Source organism: Cupriavidus sp. YR651, assembly GCF_900101625.1.
Classification (GTDB): domain Bacteria; phylum Pseudomonadota; class Gammaproteobacteria; order Burkholderiales; family Burkholderiaceae; genus Cupriavidus.
The window spans coordinates 1-17,969 of record NZ_FMYZ01000011.1 but is presented as its reverse complement, the minus strand read 5'-3'; the positions used below and the strand labels follow the sequence as shown (position 1 = coordinate 17,969).

Sequence of the window (17,969 nt, the reverse complement as noted above, 5' to 3'; positions counted from 1 at the left end):
CTCGACGATTTAGGGCATAAAACGACGTTGCAGCCAGCGAACGGGCGCGCCAATCAGCGGTAACTCGCGCCACAGAGCGGCTGCGTCCCAGTAATCGCTATGCGCGCTGACGCGCCCATCCTCGGCAAAGCGGAGGTGGGAACTACCCGGAACGGCAAATGATTTTCCGCGTACCGCACCCGTGAATATCCACGTGGCAAAGCCTTCGTCGTGTCCCATTACCTGGCTTTGGATGGCAAAGCGGGGGGTATCGACCGTGTCGAACATGTGCTCGAACACCGTACGGATGGCGGCATAGCCACACACGCTGTTGAAAGGGTCGGTGAAATGCGCATCCGGTAAGTAGAAGCGGCCGATTGCATCCAGCGAATCAGGGGTCAATGTGGAATACCAATCTACTAGCGCTGACAAAGCGCCAAGTTGGGCGGTTGTGGCAGTCATGTTTTCATCAACCGAAGCATCAGCGTCAGGCGCAACCTATACGGCAGCATGCTGAGCAAGCGCATGGTACGTGTGAACCGCGAGGGGAAGGCTATTTCGAAGTGGCCACGCGCCAATCCAGACAGGATCGCCGCCGCCGCCGCCGCGGTGGTTTGCAGTGCAGGCATTGTGAAATCATTGTGTGCTGTCAACCGGGTTTTCACGAAGCCCGGATTGACCAGGTAGACACCGATGCCATGCGGATGTAGCTCCGCGTACAGCAGTTCGGCCAGATTAATCAAGGCGGCCTTGGTGGGACCGTATATCGTCGCATTCGGTAAGCCGAGGTAGCCAGCAACGCTGGCAAGCAACACCACGCTGCCTGCTTGGCGCGCCATCATGGCAGGCAGGACGGCTGCCAGGCCGTAGTAGACGCTGGAAAGGTTGGTCTCGATGGTGCGGCGCGCCTCCTCGGCATCGATCTCCCACGGGCGCAGCGGGCGATACTCCGCCGCGCAGAAGATGACCATGTCCACGGCGCTCCATGTCTCGCACAGTGCTGCGTGCGCTGCCACCCAGTCGGCCGGTACACGGACGTCCAAGGGCATGACGACGCCTCGCGCATGACCATCCACCAACGACGTCAGCGCATCGGCTCGCCGCGCAGACACCGCCACGTTTGCGCCCCGGTCCAGCGCGGTGCGCGCGAGTTCTGCGCCGATACCGCTGGAGGCGCCGACAATCCAGACTCGCTTGCCGGCCCAGTCGGTCCAGCGAGGATTCAGAGAGAAACCTTGCATGATCGTTCCTGGCACGTCAAGGTGCGGGGCGACGAAAAAAAACCGTGACCTGCCCAACTTCGAAGCCGAATTTGGTGACGCGCGCACGATTGATCATGGTGCGATCGTCTACCAGTACCATCCAGTCATCGAAGTGGACGTCATAGGTCTTGCCGTCGACGGGTAGCTGTAGTGTGTAGCGCCAGCGCAGGACATTGCCGGCGGCATGCCCGCTTGCCGTGCCCAAGACGTCGGGCGCGCTGCCTTGCCAGCTTCCGTCTGCTGCGCGTGTAAGCGTCCACGTGCGACGCTGCGTGGTGCCGTCGCTATAGCGAAAATCCTCGTCGAGCACGAAGCGGCCGCCACGCTCGCGGCCTTCGAGATTCACGTGGAAGCGCTTGACGATCTCGCCGCTCCGCTTCTGGAACATGCCCCAGGCTTCGGTCCTGCCGACAAAGAACGCAGCAACGTCGAGCGGGGGTTGTTGATCGGCATAGTGCGCGACGTCGGGCGTCGAGCACCCTGCGCATAGTGCGACGGCACACGCCGCGCTCCACTTGGCAACGTGTTTCATCACGAGGGCTCCGGTGAGGCATGGGGTACTGCAGATAGTAGTGCCATGGCGGCAAGCTTTAGCATGCATGGTGGGCCGGCGTACATCCACGCCAACGCGTCGACTGGGGAACCGATGGTCGGTGTGCCTGGCTGATAGCCAAGCCACGCCAGCACGGGAAGCGTCAGTCCCGATATTGCCAGGGATAGTTTGCCCAGCAAGGTCCAGATGCCGTAGTAGACGGCAGGCCCCTCACCCGCGGGAATGCGCAATGCCAGCAGGACAGGCGGGAGAGCAAGGTCCGCACCCAGCGCCAGCCCCGACAGCGCGCAAACGAGCAGGAATGACAACACATCGCCGGGACCCAGCAGCCCCGCCCAGACGAATGCCACCACAGCCAGCAGCATTGCGAGGCGCCAAGCCTGCATCGGGCCAATTCGACGAGAGACATACACCCACCCAGACAGACCTGCGGCACCTGCCAAGAAATACAGGATCAGGCACGGTGCGACCCAGTTGGGTGCCATCAAGGTGTCCTCGATAAAGAAGACCGCTAACGTAGCAGGGATTGCGACGGACAGGCCATTCAGGAAATGGGGCAGGAGCAGAGCTCGGAACGCGAGATTGTCACGCACCGCATGCCATGTCATCTGTGATGGTGCGGGGCTGGTGGCGGGGGTTGCTTGCCAGGGGGGTGCAACGCGGACTAGTAGCCATAGCGCGGCAATCAGCAGCGCGGCAAATAGCGATGAGAAGGCTGCCATCGTCATGCGCGGCGTGGTGTTCGGCATGGCCATCCACCATGCGGGAAGCCCGGTGGCCAGCAAAACGCCGATCAGCCCGGCGCCCTCGCGCCACGCCGAAGCGCGAGCGAGTGTGCGGTCGTCACCGAGTCGGGCGCCCCAGGCCAGATACGCAACGTTGATCAGGCTATGCGCCAGATACACCACGATCAGCGATATCGCTAGCCACGCCGCCAGCCACGCGTCTCCTGATACCGGCGGTAACCACAGTGCAGCAAAGGCGGCGGCAAGGCATACCGCCCCGGTCCCCATCGTGCGACGCAGTGCGTTGCGTCGCGCGAGCGTGTCGATCCAAAGGCCCAGTAGTGGGTCCTGCGCGCTATCCACCAGACGCGCTGCGAACAGAACGATGCCGGCGAGCGACAGCGACATGCCCAGCCGGGTGGTGTAGTACGCGGGCACCTGGACGTACACCGGCAGTGCTACCATCGCCAATGGCAAGCCGAGGGCGCCGTAGGCCGCAAGTCGCGGGGCAGTGGGTGGGTTCACGGTGATAACCCCAACAGTTGCCGGCGAAGCGCTGGCGCGCGCGTGGCCGGATCGAGCCAGATGGCAAAGAATGCGCGGGCCAGCGCCGGATCCTGAATCTGGCCCGCCACGCGGTCGTTAGCGTAGAAACGTGCCCCTTCGGCCGGCAGGTAGACACCGGTCAGGCGATCGCCGGCGTGGACGTCCGGGAGCACCTGCAAAAGTGCTGCGCGCCAGCGCCCTAATGTCGCATCCGGAATTGTCTTGCCGTAAATGCGCCGGATCTCATCGATGCTGGTGTCTACGAGCCGTTGTCCGCTGAGGCTTCGTGCGTAGGTGAGTTGCAGCGCGAGCGGTGTGTCCAGCGTGACCGGCGCTTGTGCGGCCCACAGTTGAGCGGTGTAGATGCGCAAGCCAAGCCAGCGATATTCGCCCTCCCCGATCATTCGCGACGCGGAAGACTGGGGCAATGCATCGTGCCACGCCTCGGCTCCCGCGCTCGTGAGCAAGGTAGTGGCCATGACGATTGCGAGAAGCAGGCGCAACACGCTAGCCCTCGCGTGTGAGCAGGAATTGCATCACGTCGGTGCGCCTCTCATCGAATCCCGCCTCGCAGTAGCAGAAGTAAAGGTGCCAGAGACGCAGGAAGGCTGTATCGAAGCCCAGCGCGGACACATCATCTCGTCTGGCGGCAAATGTCTGGCGCCAGCGCCGCAGGGTCTCCGCATAGTCGCCGCCGAACGCCAGCACGCCACGCGCGACCAGCCCGGAACGTTCTGCGATACGCTTCAGGCGTTCCTGACTCGGCAGCATGCCGCCGGGAAAGATAAACTCGCGGATGAAATCGCTGCTGGCGCGATACGCGTCGAAGCGATCATCGGCAATCGTGATGGACTGGATGAGGGCCTGCCCGCCGGGGCGCAGGCGACGGCGCACGATGTCGAAGTACGTACGCCAGTACGCTTCGCCGACGGCTTCGAACATCTCGATGGAGACGACGGCGTCATAGGTGCCGGTGAGGTCACGATAGTCGCAAAGTGCTAAAGTGACGTGTTCTTCCAGGCCAGCATCGGCAATCCGCCCCTGTGCCAGCGCCAGTTGTGATGGCGAAATCGTGACGCCATGCACATGTACACCACGCCGCGCCGCATGCATCGCGAATCCCCCCCATCCGCAGCCGATTTCCAGCACACGCATGCCGGGCCGCAGGTCCAGGGCTTCGACGATACGGGCGTACTTGGCTTCTTGGGCATCGCGCAACGTCAGGCTGTTGTTGCCGGCGAATAGCGCCGCGGAATACGACCACGTATCGTCCAGCCAGAGCGAGTAGAAGGGATTACCGAGGTCATAGTGCGCGTAGATGTTGCGACGACTGCCGCTTAGGGTGTTCCGACGAAGCAGATGGCGCAACTTATACCAGCGGCGTGACAGCCACGTGCCCGTGACAGTGCGCGGTAGCGCGGGCTGGTTGCGGATGGCCAGGCGCAACAACGCGGTCACGTCGGGGCTATCTACCCACCGGTCGCGCCAGGCCTCTGCAAATCCGATATCCCCCGCGCACATAATCCTTTCGCATGCCCGCCAATCGAGGAGGTTCAACCGAGCCCCCGGCGCTCCATGCGGATCGCCAAATATCGTTTCCTCCCCGTCCGGCCGTAGGAGCACCAGGTGACCCACGGCCATGCGCTCAAGCGCGGCCAGGAACATCCTGACAAAGAAGGATGTCCTTGGCGAGAAGACACTGGGAATTCCATGCCGGGACAGTGCACGTTGATGAGACTCTGCTGTGGTCATGGTGGCGGTATTGGCGGATCGGGGCGCTGGTTATGCTGCGGGCGGTACGGTGGGCGGATGCTTGCCATGGAATGGCACAGATAGCCGCCAGAGCTTTAGCGCTTGCCAATGGATCCGCACGACGACAGACAGCGTGATCCACGGCTGACGAAGGAGCGCCTCCAACATCGCGCGGCCGGTCAGGGGCATCTTGCGGCCGCCAATCGAGGTCCTCAGTAAAAGACCGCTGTCGTCGAAGTAGTCAATGCCTGTGTATGCTGTGTTTTGCGTTTCGCGCACATGAAATGCATAGTGGCCGCACACGACATTAAACGGCGAAACATGCAAGCTCTTGCGAGTGGCTAGCACGGACGTCTCATGAATCGGCCCGAGGTCAGGTGTCGTGACGAGGTAGGCGTGACGGCCACCAAAGGTGTTGGTGACCTCGGCTAGCAGCGCACGCAGGTCGCCGTTGCGATCGTGGCAATACCAGAAGCTGACCGGATTGAACACGTGTCCGAATATTCGGGGAAAGGTTTGCAGCCAGATCTCGCCATCGTCCGGTAGCCCCGCCGCCCGTAGGTGAGTACGCATCCAGCCGGCCAGATCGCTGCCATCGCATGGGCCGTAGTCGCGCGTGCGCAGGCTGACGATGCCCGGCCGGTCCACGCCGAACCACCAGCGCTGAAGGAGTGGGAGCGCCTCGAGGTTCAGACGTAGGCAGAACACGGGATAAACGAAACGGTTGCGCACCGGCCGCAGACGGTCGTGCATCACGTGAGAGTGGATCAACCATGCGACTGGGCTCACAGTTTGCTCCACGACGGCAGTACCCCGAAGTCATTGGCGACGCGCAGCGCAGATTTCAGACCATCTTCATGAAAACCATAGCCGGTCCATGCGCCCGCATACCACGTGCAGCGCTGACCTTGCAGCGCGGGTAGCGCCTGCTGGGCTGCGATGGCGCGCAGATCGAACAGCGGGTGCTGGTAGTAAAAGCGCCGCAGTTCCGTGCCCGGCGCCGGTTGGCGGAATGCGTTGAGCGTGACCACTACCGGTTTGCGGAACGGCAGCGGCTGCAACTGATTCACGAGGTAGCTGACGCAGACCGCGCGCGAGGACTCGTCAAGCGCTCCGCCCAAATAGTTCCAGGCAGACCACACACGGGGACGGCGCGGCAGCAGCGTGGGATCAGTGTGGAGGATGGCGACGTTGGGCGCGTAGCGTACGGCGCTCAGCACGTCGCGCTCGGCGTCGCTGGGATCGGCGAGCATGTGCAGGGAGTCGGGCGCATGGGTGGCCAGCACAACGGCGTCGAACTGTGACGTGCCGTCGTCGGTCATCACGTTGACGGCGACCGCATCGCGGCGGATGGCGCGCACGCGGGCGCGCAGGCGGACATCGTCAAGCTGACCAGCCAGGCGTCGTACGTATTCCCGGCCGCCGCCGGCTACCGTGCGCCATTGTGGGCGATTGCTGATCTGCAGCAGCGCGTGGTTCAGGCAGAAGCGCAAGAACGTGGCGGCAGGAAACTGCAGGACATCTGTCGTGGCGCACGACCAGATCGCCGCGGCCATCGGCAACAGATAGTGCTGGCGGAACGGCTGTCCGTAGTTGCCGGCCAGCAGCAGATCGCCAAGTGAGCAGCCAGTGGCGTCAGCGTGCGCAACGTTGCGGCGGGCTGTGCCATTAAAGCGGACGATATCGCGAAGCATGCCCAGGAACGTGGGCGAGAACGCGTTCCGGCGCTGGGCGAACACGGTGTTCAGGCTGGTTCCGGCCCACTCCATACGGCCCCGATCCATCGACACCGAAAACGACATGTCACTGGCGTGCGACGCCACGCCAAGCTCGTCGAACATCGCGACCAGATTGGGGTAGGTGCGCTCGTTGAATACCAGGAAACCAGTATCGACGGGGGCGGTGTGTCCATCCAGCGTCACATCCACGGTATTGGTGTGTCCGCCAAGGTAGTCGCCCGCTTCAAACAGCGTGACCCGATGGCGACGAGCCAGCAGCCAGGCAGTGGCCATTCCGGCTATGCCCCCACCCACGACGGCGACACGCGATCCCGCTTTTGTTGCTAGAGATGCACTCACGACTAGCTTTCTCCCGTGAATTTTTGTTATTTACTGCACGCCGGTTACACAAGTGCTAAGGTGGAGTCTACCGCTTTGAAAATAATGGTACTACATAGTAGCGAGATTTACTAATGAGTATTTTAGGCAGGCTCAGCTTCAAAGATCAGGCATTTCAACTGCGTGAGGACGCCATCCTGGACGCGGCCACGCGCATCCTGGCAAGTAAGGGGTTCGACCTGATGACCATGGATGACGTGGCGAGTGAGGTTGGTGTCTCAAAGCCCAGTCTCTACAAGCACTTCAAATCCAAGGACGATTTGGTGGTCGCGGCGATGATTCGCCTGATCGACGGCGCGCTAGCCTTTCTTGGCAAGCTACCGGATGAGGAAAGCGCACTTGGCCGCCTGCGCGCCTTGTTGGCTTGGGCATTGGGTGTGCGCCTCGAGGGAGGGCTGCCGTTCCTGCCTTCCACGAGCCCCAACGTGCGCAACATGCTCACCCGCAATGTGCGATACGTCACGCGTGTGCTCAAATTGAACGACCTCCTGAAGGGACTGGTTGGCGAAGCGAAAAAGGTCGGCGACCTGAATCCGACGCTGCCCGACGAAGTGATCCTCTTTTCCTATTACTCGCGCACATGCGACCCCGCCGTAGAGTACTTGCGCCTGTACACCAAGATGGCAGATCAGCAGATCATCGAGCACATGCTTGACGTGTGCTTTCATGGCGTCGCGCTGTCAGGTGCTGATGGATTCCGCGGCTGACGGTCACCTCACCAGAGCAAGCAGTAAATCGCCGTACTCATTACGAAGGCATGTGGCGTGTAGGCTCCAATGCATTTACAAAGAACACTTCGCGCCGCGACTTACGAGACCTGCGGCCGTCGGACGGCGCGACCACGGTTTCATCGGCCCCGCCTAGATCGCGCATTGACCTAGTGTACTGTGCCGCAGTCGGCGGCTTTGTGGAGGACGCGATGAGGGTGGGCGGGTCTCCCAGTCTTGCGCAGGAGCTTATGCGGCACGAGCTATGCGGCTCACGACCTTGCCATGCTCTACTATTTAGTATAGAACGCTACCAATCAGTAGCGACCATGAGGGTCCGCCGGAGTGGTAAATCTTCACGCCCGTGTGGTTGCAGCAACTGGTGACTGCTGGATTGGAGGTGGCTATGCGATTCCTCGCTGGACTGTTTATTTGTTTGCTTTCTACTGTAAGCGTTACCGGATGCGGTGGCGATGATGATGGCCCGGCGGCCGCACGGTTGCGCGTGCTGCACGCCTCCCCAGATGCGCCCAACGTCGACGTATTTGTCGATGGAGGTAAGGTCCTATCCAACGTCCCATACCCGACGGTCTCCAACTATCTGAATGTCTCACCAGGAACCCATCGCATCACAGTAAATGCGGCAGGCACTTCCACAACTGTGCTCGATGTATCCCCGAACTTAGGCAGCGGGGCAGCCTACACAGCCATTGCGGCCAACTTCGTGGCCAATATTCAGATGCTTTTGGCGACGGATCGAATTACGCCGGCGGCGTCGGGTCAGGCGAGCGCGCGGGTTGTTCACGCAGCGCCTGACGCAGGGCCTGTCGATATTGTGATCAATGGACAAAAGGCGCTGGCGAATGTGCCGTTTGGTGCGATCAGCGACTATCTGAATTTGGCTCCTGGTAACTACATTGTGCAGGTGAATGCGGCAGGAACGTCCACCACAGCCATTCAATCTGTCCTAGCGGTCAGTGCCGGCACCAACTACAGCGTGTTCGCGATTGGCTCGGTGAAAACAGCCGCGACCAATCCACTGGTGCTGAAAGTGCTCACGGACGGCTGACAGTATCGCCTCATGCTGGCGAATGAAGTTGGTCATCTTTGCGCCACCCAAAACAGCCCACCAGCCGTCAAACTGAGTTGGTCGTGACGACGACGCTGGAGCGTTTGTATAGCTGCCGGATTAGGTGGCGGAGCGTTGTGCTGTCGGCCGAGCTGCGTAGTTCAGCTGCACAAGAGCATCACGTTTCTGTTCATGCCGGTAGACACAGATGGCAGTTACTGTCCGCCGTTCTCTGTCCGTGGTCGGGCCTGGCGTGAAGCTGGTCCACCGCCCCCAGCTTGCTGGTGACAAATTCATTTCGCAATCTGCGAACGCTTGCCTAGCAAGGGCTGGCGGGAACTGAGACCGGAATCGCCAGGCGTATTGACACATTTATTGTCGCAACGGTGACACTTTTAATACGTTCTACGGGAGGGGTTAAGATACGATTTTTTCGGGGCGTTTTCGTCGGGAAACTAGGACAGGGAAGTGGTGCGCCTGCCTATTTCGCGAACCAACAGGTGCCGAAACACCGCAGGATCTGACGGCTCATGCCGGCATCAACCTGCGGCTACCGACCCATGGCGAGCTCTTCATGTGGACCTTCAAGAAGGGAGGTCATTCCGCCGCCGCAGTTGTATGGCGGCGGTCAGTCTGACGTGGCTACTCGCCTCACCAAGGCGAAAGAGAGCAACTAGCCGGTCTCTGCCGGACGCTCGTCGCAAAGCCGCGACCATCCCTGACCGACCAAGTTCCGCCGTTCGACCTTGCCTGGCCCCAACAGCCGCTTTCAGGTGGAACAGTCAATAGGTATCCGGGAGCCAATCGGCAAGAACTCGCCCAAGCGGACCGCCACTCACGGCGAACTGCGCCGATCGACCGGGATGTTCGGGGTCGGCCCCTTCCTTTTGTGCTAACGTACTGACCACCAGCCGTCTTCGTTTGGCTAGCCGAGCGCGCAATTGCTGCAGAAGGCATATGCAATGGATTGTCCGGAACCCCAGTTTTGGAACCAGCCTTCAGCCGCGCTCCAGGCCCTTTTGGCGTCATCACTTGAGGGGTTGAGCCAGTCGGAAGCACGCCAAAGGGCAGCGCGCTTTGGTCCCAATACACTGCGGCCGCGCGGTGAACGATCCCTGTTGCTGCAGTATCTGAGCCACTTCAGGAATCCCCTTGTGATGATCCTGCTCGCCGCCAGTGCCGTGTCCGCGCTGACTGGCGAGGTCACCGGATTCGTGATCATCTGGGTGATCGTTCTTGTCAGCGTGACCCTGGATTTCGTCCAGGAGTATCGGGCGGGGCAAGCTGCGGAACAGCTCAAACAAACGGTTGCCGTCCGCGCAAACGTGATGCGCGATGGACATCCGCAGGACATGCCGATCGCCACGCTGGTTCCTGGTGATGTTGTTCTGCTTGCCGCCGGCGATCTTATGCCGGCAGATTGCCGCTTGATCGAGGCCAAAGATTTCTTTGTCAACCAGGCATTGCTGACGGGCGAATCCTACCCAGTTGAGAAGCACGCTGCCGACCTCACTGAGCCGGTGGACGACCTCAATCAGGCCGAGAACGCTGTCTTCATGGGGACGTCCGTGATCAGCGGGATGGCCAAGGCGATGGTGTGCCAGATTGGTGCGGATACCGCCGTTGGCAGCGTTGCGGATTCGCTGGTGACCAAGGCTCCGCCCACCGCTTTTGAGCTGGGTACGCATAGTTTTGGCATGTTGATCATGCGCTTGACCGTGCTGCTGGTGCTTTTTGTGTTTCTGGTCAATGCGCTATTCCATCGCCCCTTCCTGGAGTCGTTTCTCTTCGCCATCGCGCTTGCGGTCGGGCTGACGCCCGAACTCCTGCCGATGGTGGTCACGGTAACGCTCTCGCGCGGCGCACTGCGCATGGCCCGGCAACACGTCATCGTAAAGCAGCTCGCCGCGATTCATAACCTGGGCAGCATGGACATCCTTTGCACCGACAAGACGGGCACGCTGACCGAGGCACGCATCCATTTGGAACGGCATCTGGATGCGCAAGGGCGCGATAGGGCGCAGGTGCTGCAGTTGGCATACCTCAATAGCTATTTTGAAACCGGCCTCAAGAGCCCCTTGGACGCCGCCATCCTCGAACACAAGGAGATCGAGGTCGGCCATTGGCGCAAGATCGACGAGGTGCCGTTCGATTTCGAGCGCAGGCGTGTCTCGGTATTGCTCGACGATGGTCAGCAGCGGTTGCTGGTGGTAAAGGGCGCGCCAGAGGACATTCTCAAACTATCCACGCAATACGCTCTTGGCGAGGCACTGGGGACGCAACCTCTGGATGAAGCCGCACTGGCGACCATCCAGATATTGCAAGACAGTCTTGGGCGGGAAGGCTTCAAAGTGCTTGGCATCGCGTGGCGATCGGTCGCGCCGGACTACTCGCACGCGGTATTGAGTGATGAAACCGAGCTGATCTTCGCCGGCTTTGCCGCCTTCCTCGATCCCCCTAAACCCAGTGCGGCCAAGGCGCTCAAAGACTTGGCGGAAATTGGCGTGGACGTCAAAATCATCACCGGTGACAGCGAGCTGGTCACCCGACACGTGTTTACACAACTTGGCGTGCCAGTCTCGGGGGTGCTCACCGGCAACGAAATCGGACAAATGGACGATACCGCACTGGCGGTGCGGCTAAAGGGGGCTAACTTGCTTTGCCGGGTCACGCCGGCGCAGAAAAACCGCGTCATCCTGAGCCTGAAAGCCCAAGGACATACCGTCGGTTATCTTGGCGACGGTATCAATGACGCACCCTCGCTTCACTCTGCAGATATCGGCATTTCGGTCGATAGCGCGGTAGACGTGGCCAAGGCGGCGGCAGCGATGATCCTGCTGCGGCAAGACTTGAACGTATTGCGTGCTGGCGTGCTGGAGGGCCGACGGACCTTCGCCAACATCATGAAGTACATCATGATGGGAACCAGCTCGAATTTCGGTAACATGTTCAGCATGGCGGGCGCGACGATGTTTCTCGCCTTTTTACCGATGCTGCCGGCGCAGATTCTTCTCAATAACCTGCTTTACGATGTCTCGGAACTGCCTATTCCAATGGACAACGTGGATGACGATTCCCTAACCCATCCCAAGCATTGGGATACGACGTTTATTCGCAATTTCATGTGGGTGGTCGGCCCAGTGAGCTCGGTCTTCGACTTCTTGACATTTTTCATCATGCTGAAGGTGTTCAATGCGGGCGAAGCGCTATTTCACACTGGCTGGTTTATTGAGTCGATTGCCACTCAAGTATTGGTGATCTTTATCATTCGAACCCAGGGCAGCCCATTCAAGAGCCGGCCAAGTCGCGTACTGACGATTACTTCGCTCGCGGTCGTGCTCATTGCCGGCGCATTGCCCTTCATGCCGGCCGCCGCGCTGCTCGGTTTCGTCGCACCACCGCCTCAGTTCTTCCTGATTCTATTGGCGATGCTGCTCTGCTATTTGGTCGCCGTGGAATGGATAAAGCGATTGTTCTACCGCTATTTCGCGGTGCATTGATGCGACACAACACCACAGCGGACCCCGGTTTTCCGATAGTCAGTCCCGAAATGCAAAAAAACATTGCCAGAAATAGGCAGATGGACAGGCTCACCGGGAAGGTCCGTTACCTGATTGAAGCCGACGTTTAGACGTCCGCCCGAGAGCGCAGTCGAATGGCCGTAGGTGGGCGCACGGTGATGTCGATTGACCTCGACGGCGTGTTCTTTGGCTCGCGCGCCGTGCTGCCGCCCCGCATCCGTCTCGGGGCTGGGCGCCGACTGGAAGCTGAGCTTCTACAACGCGGCAAAAGGCGGCGTGGTCAATCTGACAAGATCGCTGGCGCTCGCTATGGCCGCGATGGTGTGCGGATCAATGCGGCGTGCCCGACGCTGACACGCACGGACCTGACTGCCGACATGTTCAAGGACGAAGTCACGCTCGACATATTCCGCGAACGCATTGCGCTGGGCCGTATGGCAGAGCCCGAGGATACTGCAGGTGCGATTGCGGTCCTGGCCACTGATGATGACCGGTTCATCACTGGCGTCAATCCGCCAGGTTCGGCGGGTCAATTCAATGATGCGAGCCGTGGCTTTGGTCATGCGCTGAAGTGTTGGGGCCGCGTGCGCGTGCCAACGTAAAGCGGGTGCTTAGGGCTGCCGTCCTTGTTCAGGCCGAGGTGATGGAGCATCGTGGCGCGGCCGCATATACGGATGATGGCCAGCACCTCCGCCGCGCGGGCCGGTGCCGACTTGTGCGCGCCCCACGCGCAGATGACCGTTGCGCATTGATCGATCGCGTCCATGATGGCTCGAGGCCTCCAAACTTGTAGCTATCCAGCGCACGCTGGAGGCACCGCGTGATCGTCGGGTCGTTCACCTGGTTGTCAGCGGTCGACGTGTTGAGCATGATGAAGCCGAGCGACGGCAGTTTGCGATCCCACTCGCGCCAGAGGCGATAGCGGTACCGCTCGTAGTCAGAGGGGATGCAGACGGCCTCGCCGTCGAGGGCATGGATGGATAGGTGCTTCGTGCTACGGTCCTCTGTAACGTCGGGAGAAAGCGATGGATCTCCAAGGCTTCACGTACTACCGAGACCACTGGTATCAGGCGTCCGCAACGTCACTTAGTGCGGCGGGCCCTTGGCAGGGAGAGGTGACGATCTGTGCGAAAGCTGCAAGCGGCGCGCCACTGAAGATTCTCGATCGCTACCTTGTTCCAGGCGAATTCTTCAGCGAGGGCGAGGCCTGGCAGCACGCTACCGATTGGGCCAGACTGCAAATTGATGGGCGTTGTCCTTGATTCGTGGAACACGTGAATCTCACTTCCGCATGCGTCCGCTAGGGCGCCAGAGAAGGGGATGGGGCATTCGTTGGTCGCGCTAGGACGGGAAACGTTGCTGGAGCGGATATGAAAGGTATTTCCGAGTATCGGGGCTTCAAGATTCAGATGTACTTGACAGATACTTCCAGATGGCATGTTTGACGTCTGGTTCGGATCAACGGGCCGATGAGTCCACCTGGTCTCACGTTGCCCCCACCCGCTTGCATTCCTTCGCCGACCAACTCGTCATTTCTGACACGTTAGCGCGCACCATAGCGCCGCCAGAGAGGATGGGGTGTTCTGTGGTCATGCTAGGATTCCAGAAACAATCAGGTCGGGCTCGTTGCGATGAGGCTTGCTATCTTTGCGATGGCAGCACCGCTGTTGTCGGTTTGTGCTGTTGGTTCCAATTGCTCGTTGGGGCAGAAGGAGCCCTGCAAGTTTGTTCCTTACGTTGTTCCTCCCGGAACGACGGCCGTGCCTGCGACGGCGCCACGCTGAAGAGCCCGTGACAAAGTACTGAGCGCGCACGCCATCGGCGATAGCTATCGCATGACATCGCGGCAGTCGCCCAGGTAGCAGGGGTTGGTCAGCATGCTAGGACTCGAATATCTGGGAGATGCACATGCCGGACAATATTCAGGGCGCGAAATTGGATGTCAGTGGGGAGTCCATCAAATTCGGTATCACGGTTGATGGCCAGCACCACTTTTGCTTGATCAGCCGCGCGGTGCTCAATGATTTGAGCCGGTCCCACGCTGCGGGCGACCAGAAAGAGAACTCGGAAGCTGAATTGATGAGCGAATTCGGAGCCTTTCGGCATGTGATTGCCCGAAAGGCCGAAGAAGCGATTCGCATGGGTATGGTCGGAGACCCACTGCTGTTGCCGGGCGAACTCTTCTTTCCGCGTGGTCGTCCGCTTGATCGGCTGTATCAAGAAGACTGATTTACGCAGCCTCACGTTGCCTCCTGGATACCGGTTCCGGCAGGACCTTGGGCGCGGCGAGCCCGCGCAAGGATGCCAACTCGATGTTGTAGCCCTGCTCGCGGAGGGTCGACCATTGGGTGCAAGTACCGCGCGCGCTGCTCCCATCTGCCCCAGAAACTTTAGAGTCGTACCTTCCTTCTGGTAAGCCAGAGCTTCGCCGATGTTGATAGCGCCAATCGTCATTTGCTGACCAGCAAGGGCACCACGGACCTCGCCGGCGCCTTTGTAGCCCACCGTGGGTCATCTTTACGCCTGACGCCTTTTCAAGTGCAGCATGGCGAGATGGTCCTCTGGGCCCACGCCCGTGGTGCCCACAGTGGTCGCACCGGGGCTTGCCTTGGCATACTTCACGAGCGTGGTCAAACAATCGATGTTGCTGGACTGGCTAACGGTGAATGCGCCCAGGTCGTCTACTGGGTTGCCGATGAGGTCATAGCTCTTCCAGGTGAACGTCGTCTTGGGCTCAATTGGAATCGTCAGCAGGTTCGGCGTGTTCGTGAAGCCGATGGTGTAGCCGTCCGGGGTGGCACGCGCCAGCTCCGCAAAGCCAATGGCACCACCCGTGCCGGGCTTGTTTTGGACGACGCCTGGTTGCCAGGCGATTTCGCAGCCGTTGCGAGGCTGGCGTTCTGCGCTGTTTTCGTTTGATCGCTTGCGCATTCTTTATTGCCGCCAGCAAAGAGTGTGATGCTCAAGGTAGTGCGCAGAGGCTGCGACCTGATGCGGCTCAGTGCCTGCAGTGTTGACGCGGCGGTTTGACGCCATGCTCGACAGCGTCCACTCACGCGCAGGCCATTAAATGCTATTAACCGCCATAGTCGATCCTCACCTTCCTAGGAAGGCTCGCAGGCCGAGGGGACGATCATCCGCATCCATAGATTGCCGAGTCGAAGTTTCGGGAAAAATCAGTCTATTTAGATAAGAAGACTTATCGCAATAGGCATGTAAATTGGGTGTCATTCCGGCGGAGTCCAACCGCCCCTTCGACACCGCTCCAAGCTTGGCTTGACGCTTGCCGTGCGAGAGGATATCTCCCGTGCCGTGGTGGGGGGGCTTTCGACCCGCTCGATAGCAGCTCAGCTTGGGCGGGCTGCATCTACCATTAGCCGTGAGCTCCGTCGAAACGGGGAATTCATGGCTATCGCGCAAATCACGCGGATCCGCTCGCCTGGGATCGAGCTCGCCGCCCCAAGACCTGCAAGCTCATCAGAAGCCGGGCTCTGGCGCATGTCGTGGCAGCAAGCTCCAGCTTCAGTTGTCCCCTGAAAGATTGTAGGGTGGGTAAAGCACGCCTATGCAGTCAACAAGGACTACCAGGTGTCACACGAGACCACCTATCGGATCCTATATATACAGGCCATCACACCCAAAAGACGGACGACCATGGCCAGATTTGCGAGACGGTATGGATCAGTGCGCGCCCTGCCACGGCCGCCAAACACTCGCTATTTGGGGCACACGGGGTCATGAATCGGTTTGCAGATTTCTTGGCCTCCATCAATACCTATACATTTATCACGTTGCTGGCCGTGATCCGAACATGGTCGAGTAGTAGGCCATTGCTCAACGGGAATCTTCCGGGCCTCTTCAGCCGTTATAGCCATAGCAACACCGGATATTGCGATGGGTGAAAGCACAACTGCAAAAATTAGGTTTTTCACAATTTATCATCCAAAATTTATCGTCTACTGGGATTCAATCACTTGGTAGAGAGTATTCCAAGTGGGAGCCCCGCTTGATCGTGATTGCAATGGACCTCCGTACATATGAGCTCGATACTCCTTATCGGGTGCTACTTTGAAATAAGCATATTCACCGTCTTGCCCGATGTAATTAAAAACGGAGGAACTATATTTTTGATCCGTGATATCAAACATTCTCCACGTACCGTCGGCCTGTCGATCGAGCCTCTTATTGTTGGCATTTGCTCCAGCCGCCTTCGTTTCGATTCTCGATAGGGTCACCTCGATTGGCAGAAGACAAGCGGAGGATAGCCATCGCCTCGGATTAGGTTCCGTTCCAACCTGCACCTCGTAGCCCCTCAGTTCAAGCATCAGTGGTTTCTCGCCAGGCGCAGGGGCCTTGAATGAGATTATTGATACATACGCCCCTCCTTCTGTCACAAAATCATAGACCCGATCGATATTCTTGAGTTCTCCAGCGGCATTTCCTTTGAGCCAATTCATAAGACCGCCGGATGAAATTTTCAATGCCCCCTTAAGATTGTTGATTTTTCCTAAGACGTCCAGAACGATAGAGAGTGCTTGAGGTGCTGCGCGCAAGGAGTCAAGGTTGGATCTCAGTGCCGCAAGTTCTACGTTTGTTAATAAATGTACGTTTTTCACCTGATCAGCGTTCGCGGCGATAATCGTGTTAAGCGAGGATTTTGGCGCTACCAGGTATTGGCCGCCAACGTTGTTTGTCTTTCTGATAAAGGCAGATGGGTTGCCGGCAACAGGAGATTCGAACTCGCATTTTCGAGATTCCTTTTCATACCACCCAATCTCCTGCGCGCATACACTCGTTATGTTTGCGAAAATAATTCCATTAAAAATTAAAAGAAATTCAGTACGTTTCGACATGGCGCGACTTCCGATAAAAAACTAGCCTTCTGATACAGGTACTTGTATAGGTCGAAAACTCATTTCAGTAAAGTTCAATCTGACTTGCCGAGTCATGAATCCACGATATGTGTTTCAAACTTGAAACGGGAAATGAGAATGGTCGATGCAATCTCACCCGAACGGGGGAGTGTCGATGCCATTTTGTCATCGGCCGCAGGACGAATCCCAATGGACGCCCATATTGCTGGTCAAACGGCGAGTGCTATTGCCGCAGCCACGATCCAGTCTCTGGAAGGAAAGCTTGCTAATGAATAAGTGCCTCCCTCAGGGGCGCTTATAGGTTAGCGGAGGAGCGGGTCTTCTTGGTCAGGAAGCTGCCATATTGAATGTGTTTTCGCCGCAGCAGACGTCACCGGAGAGCAATCCACCTACCGCGAAAAGGGGACGGCCAACCGATGGAGTCGCTACGAACCGGGGATCAAACGGCCGTTTTGCAAGGTGCAGCGGACGTCGGAGGGTCTAGCGCAACATGCGATCAAATGACCGCAGATGGCCGAGGTTGTGTGAAAACGCTAGTGCGTCGCCTAGACTGAAGAAACTTCTCAGCGCGGGACGGTCTATGAAGCGATTCATCGAAGGCGAAGATCGACAGCAAGTTACGCTGTTGCCCGAATGTCTCGACGACTTTATCGGCGAAGACAACCCTGTGCGCGTCATCGATGCCTTTGTTGATGAGCTGGATCTGCATAAGCTCGGCTTTAAGGGCGCGGCTCCTGCATCCACCGGTCGGCCGGCATATCACCCGTCTGTCTTGCTGAAGATTTATATCTATGGCTACCTCAACCATATCCAGTCCAGCCGCCGCCTGGAGCGCGAGACTCAGCGCAATATCGAATTGATGTG

The 17,969-nt window shown here is 59.0% G+C and carries 17 protein-coding genes and 2 pseudogenes; 8 read left to right on the top strand and 11 right to left on the bottom strand.

Going from position 1 to position 17,969, the window contains the following annotated elements; all coding sequences use genetic code 11:
- Positions 1–9 precede the first annotated feature (9 nt).
- The 8 genes from BLR29_RS24300 to BLR29_RS24265 all read right to left on the bottom strand — a co-directional run bounded on the left by BLR29_RS24300 (position 10) and on the right by BLR29_RS24265 (position 6,895).
- A complete protein-coding gene (locus tag BLR29_RS24300; RefSeq protein WP_092140430.1) occupies positions 10–441 on the bottom strand; it encodes a nuclear transport factor 2 family protein in 432 nt (143 codons plus the stop codon).
- Positions 438–1,220, bottom strand: coding sequence for an SDR family NAD(P)-dependent oxidoreductase (locus BLR29_RS24295; protein ID WP_092140428.1), 783 nt, complete (start codon positions 1,218–1,220; stop codon positions 438–440). Before BLR29_RS24295 ends, BLR29_RS24300 begins: the two co-directional genes overlap by 4 nt.
- A 16-nt stretch (positions 1,221–1,236) precedes the next feature.
- Positions 1,237–1,773, bottom strand: a complete 537-nt coding sequence (locus tag BLR29_RS24290) for a DUF3833 domain-containing protein (protein ID WP_092140427.1) — start codon at positions 1,771–1,773, stop codon at positions 1,237–1,239.
- On the bottom strand, positions 1,773–3,044 hold the full coding sequence (locus BLR29_RS24285; protein WP_255371412.1) for an MFS transporter: 1,272 nt from the start codon (positions 3,042–3,044) through the stop codon (positions 1,773–1,775). Before BLR29_RS24285 ends, BLR29_RS24290 begins: the two co-directional genes overlap by 1 nt.
- The gene (locus BLR29_RS24280; protein ID WP_092140688.1) at positions 3,041–3,544 is read right to left on the bottom strand and encodes a chalcone isomerase family protein; all 504 of its coding nucleotides are present in this window, start codon (positions 3,542–3,544) and stop codon (positions 3,041–3,043) included. The genes BLR29_RS24285 and BLR29_RS24280 overlap by 4 nt, the downstream gene beginning before the upstream one ends.
- Positions 3,545–3,572: 28 nt before the next feature.
- Positions 3,573–4,730, bottom strand: a complete 1,158-nt coding sequence (locus tag BLR29_RS24275; RefSeq protein ID WP_255371433.1) for an SAM-dependent methyltransferase — start codon at positions 4,728–4,730, stop codon at positions 3,573–3,575.
- 117 nt (positions 4,731–4,847) lie between these two features.
- Complete coding sequence (locus BLR29_RS24270; protein WP_255371411.1) at positions 4,848–5,606, bottom strand: DUF1365 domain-containing protein; 759 nt, start codon at positions 5,604–5,606, stop codon at positions 4,848–4,850.
- Positions 5,603–6,895 carry an NAD(P)/FAD-dependent oxidoreductase gene (locus BLR29_RS24265; RefSeq protein ID WP_092140423.1) on the bottom strand — a complete coding sequence of 431 codons (1,293 nt, stop codon included), beginning with the start codon at positions 6,893–6,895 and terminating at the stop codon, positions 5,603–5,605. Before BLR29_RS24265 ends, BLR29_RS24270 begins: the two co-directional genes overlap by 4 nt.
- 113 nt (positions 6,896–7,008) lie before the next feature.
- Between BLR29_RS24265 and BLR29_RS24260 the strand changes: the two genes are divergently transcribed.
- The 4 genes from BLR29_RS24260 to BLR29_RS24245 all read left to right on the top strand — a co-directional run bounded on the left by BLR29_RS24260 (position 7,009) and on the right by BLR29_RS24245 (position 12,833).
- Positions 7,009–7,641: a TetR/AcrR family transcriptional regulator gene (locus tag BLR29_RS24260; RefSeq protein ID WP_092140421.1), complete on the top strand. Its 633-nt coding sequence runs from the start codon at positions 7,009–7,011 to the stop codon at positions 7,639–7,641.
- 406 nt (positions 7,642–8,047) lie between these two features.
- Positions 8,048–8,710, top strand: coding sequence for a DUF4397 domain-containing protein (locus BLR29_RS24255; RefSeq protein ID WP_092140419.1), 663 nt, complete (start codon positions 8,048–8,050; stop codon positions 8,708–8,710).
- 941 nt (positions 8,711–9,651) lie between these two features.
- Entirely contained in the window at positions 9,652–12,210 is a 2,559-nt protein-coding gene (gene mgtA / locus BLR29_RS24250; protein ID WP_369804699.1) for a magnesium-translocating P-type ATPase, read from the top strand.
- A gap of 179 nt (positions 12,211–12,389) precedes the next feature.
- The gene (locus BLR29_RS24245) at positions 12,390–12,833 is read left to right on the top strand and encodes an SDR family oxidoreductase (RefSeq protein WP_255371410.1); all 444 of its coding nucleotides are present in this window, start codon (positions 12,390–12,392) and stop codon (positions 12,831–12,833) included.
- Here the strand turns inward: BLR29_RS24245 and BLR29_RS24240 are convergent.
- Positions 12,791–13,101, bottom strand: a pseudogene (locus BLR29_RS24240) (DUF1643 domain-containing protein). The gene BLR29_RS24245 and the pseudogene BLR29_RS24240 overlap by 43 nt on opposite strands.
- A gap of 1,038 nt (positions 13,102–14,139) precedes the next feature.
- Here BLR29_RS24240 and BLR29_RS24230 point away from each other — a divergent pair.
- On the top strand, positions 14,140–14,460 hold the full coding sequence (locus tag BLR29_RS24230; protein ID WP_092140413.1) for a DUF1488 family protein: 321 nt from the start codon (positions 14,140–14,142) through the stop codon (positions 14,458–14,460).
- A 7-nt stretch (positions 14,461–14,467) separates the two neighbouring features.
- Here BLR29_RS24230 and BLR29_RS24225 read toward each other — a convergent pair.
- Positions 14,468–15,087, bottom strand: a pseudogene (locus tag BLR29_RS24225) (tripartite tricarboxylate transporter substrate binding protein); the annotation flags it as partial.
- Positions 15,088–15,519: 432 nt separating this feature from the next.
- Here BLR29_RS24225 and BLR29_RS24220 point away from each other — a divergent pair.
- Positions 15,520–15,768: a helix-turn-helix domain-containing protein gene (locus BLR29_RS24220; protein ID WP_369804706.1), complete on the top strand. Its 249-nt coding sequence runs from the start codon at positions 15,520–15,522 to the stop codon at positions 15,766–15,768.
- A gap of 419 nt (positions 15,769–16,187) precedes the next feature.
- On the opposite strand, the gene BLR29_RS32105 is transcribed toward BLR29_RS24220, so the two are convergent.
- Positions 16,188–17,084 carry a hypothetical protein gene (locus tag BLR29_RS32105; protein WP_143018520.1) on the bottom strand — a complete coding sequence of 299 codons (897 nt, stop codon included), beginning with the start codon at positions 17,082–17,084 and terminating at the stop codon, positions 16,188–16,190.
- A 138-nt stretch (positions 17,085–17,222) separates the two neighbouring features.
- On the opposite strand from BLR29_RS32105, the gene BLR29_RS32555 reads away from it, so the two are divergent.
- Together BLR29_RS32555 and BLR29_RS24215 are read left to right on the top strand one after the other, a co-directional pair.
- Positions 17,223–17,381 carry a hypothetical protein gene (locus tag BLR29_RS32555; protein ID WP_176861050.1) on the top strand — a complete coding sequence of 53 codons (159 nt, stop codon included), beginning with the start codon at positions 17,223–17,225 and terminating at the stop codon, positions 17,379–17,381.
- A 304-nt stretch (positions 17,382–17,685) separates the two neighbouring features.
- Positions 17,686–17,969, top strand: a 284-nt coding sequence (locus BLR29_RS24215) for a transposase (protein ID WP_143018519.1), incomplete at its 3' end; no start/stop codon positions are given.

What these genes read in the sequence shown, in the direction of transcription:
- BLR29_RS24255 (WP_092140419.1), top strand. Translation starts at nt 8,048, where the DNA reads ATGCGATTCCTCGCTGGACTGTTTATTTGTTTGCTTTCTACTGTAAGC.
- BLR29_RS24295 (WP_092140428.1), bottom strand. Translation starts at nt 1,220, where the DNA reads ATGCAAGGTTTCTCTCTGAATCCTCGCTGGACCGACTGGGCCGGCAAG.
- BLR29_RS24275 (WP_255371433.1), bottom strand. Translation starts at nt 4,730, where the DNA reads ATGTTCCTGGCCGCGCTTGAGCGCATGGCCGTGGGTCACCTGGTGCTC.
- BLR29_RS24230 (WP_092140413.1), top strand. Translation starts at nt 14,140, where the DNA reads ATGCCGGACAATATTCAGGGCGCGAAATTGGATGTCAGTGGGGAGTCC.
- BLR29_RS32105 (WP_143018520.1), bottom strand. Translation starts at nt 17,084, where the DNA reads ATGTCGAAACGTACTGAATTTCTTTTAATTTTTAATGGAATTATTTTC.
- BLR29_RS24260 (WP_092140421.1), top strand. Translation starts at nt 7,009, where the DNA reads ATGAGTATTTTAGGCAGGCTCAGCTTCAAAGATCAGGCATTTCAACTG.
- BLR29_RS24300 (WP_092140430.1), bottom strand. Translation starts at nt 441, where the DNA reads ATGACTGCCACAACCGCCCAACTTGGCGCTTTGTCAGCGCTAGTAGAT.
- BLR29_RS32555 (WP_176861050.1), top strand. Translation starts at nt 17,223, where the DNA reads ATGGTCGATGCAATCTCACCCGAACGGGGGAGTGTCGATGCCATTTTG.
- BLR29_RS24280 (WP_092140688.1), bottom strand. Translation starts at nt 3,544, where the DNA reads ATGGCCACTACCTTGCTCACGAGCGCGGGAGCCGAGGCGTGGCACGAT.
- BLR29_RS24245 (WP_255371410.1), top strand. Translation starts at nt 12,390, where the DNA reads ATGTCGATTGACCTCGACGGCGTGTTCTTTGGCTCGCGCGCCGTGCTG.
- BLR29_RS24290 (WP_092140427.1), bottom strand. Translation starts at nt 1,773, where the DNA reads ATGAAACACGTTGCCAAGTGGAGCGCGGCGTGTGCCGTCGCACTATGC.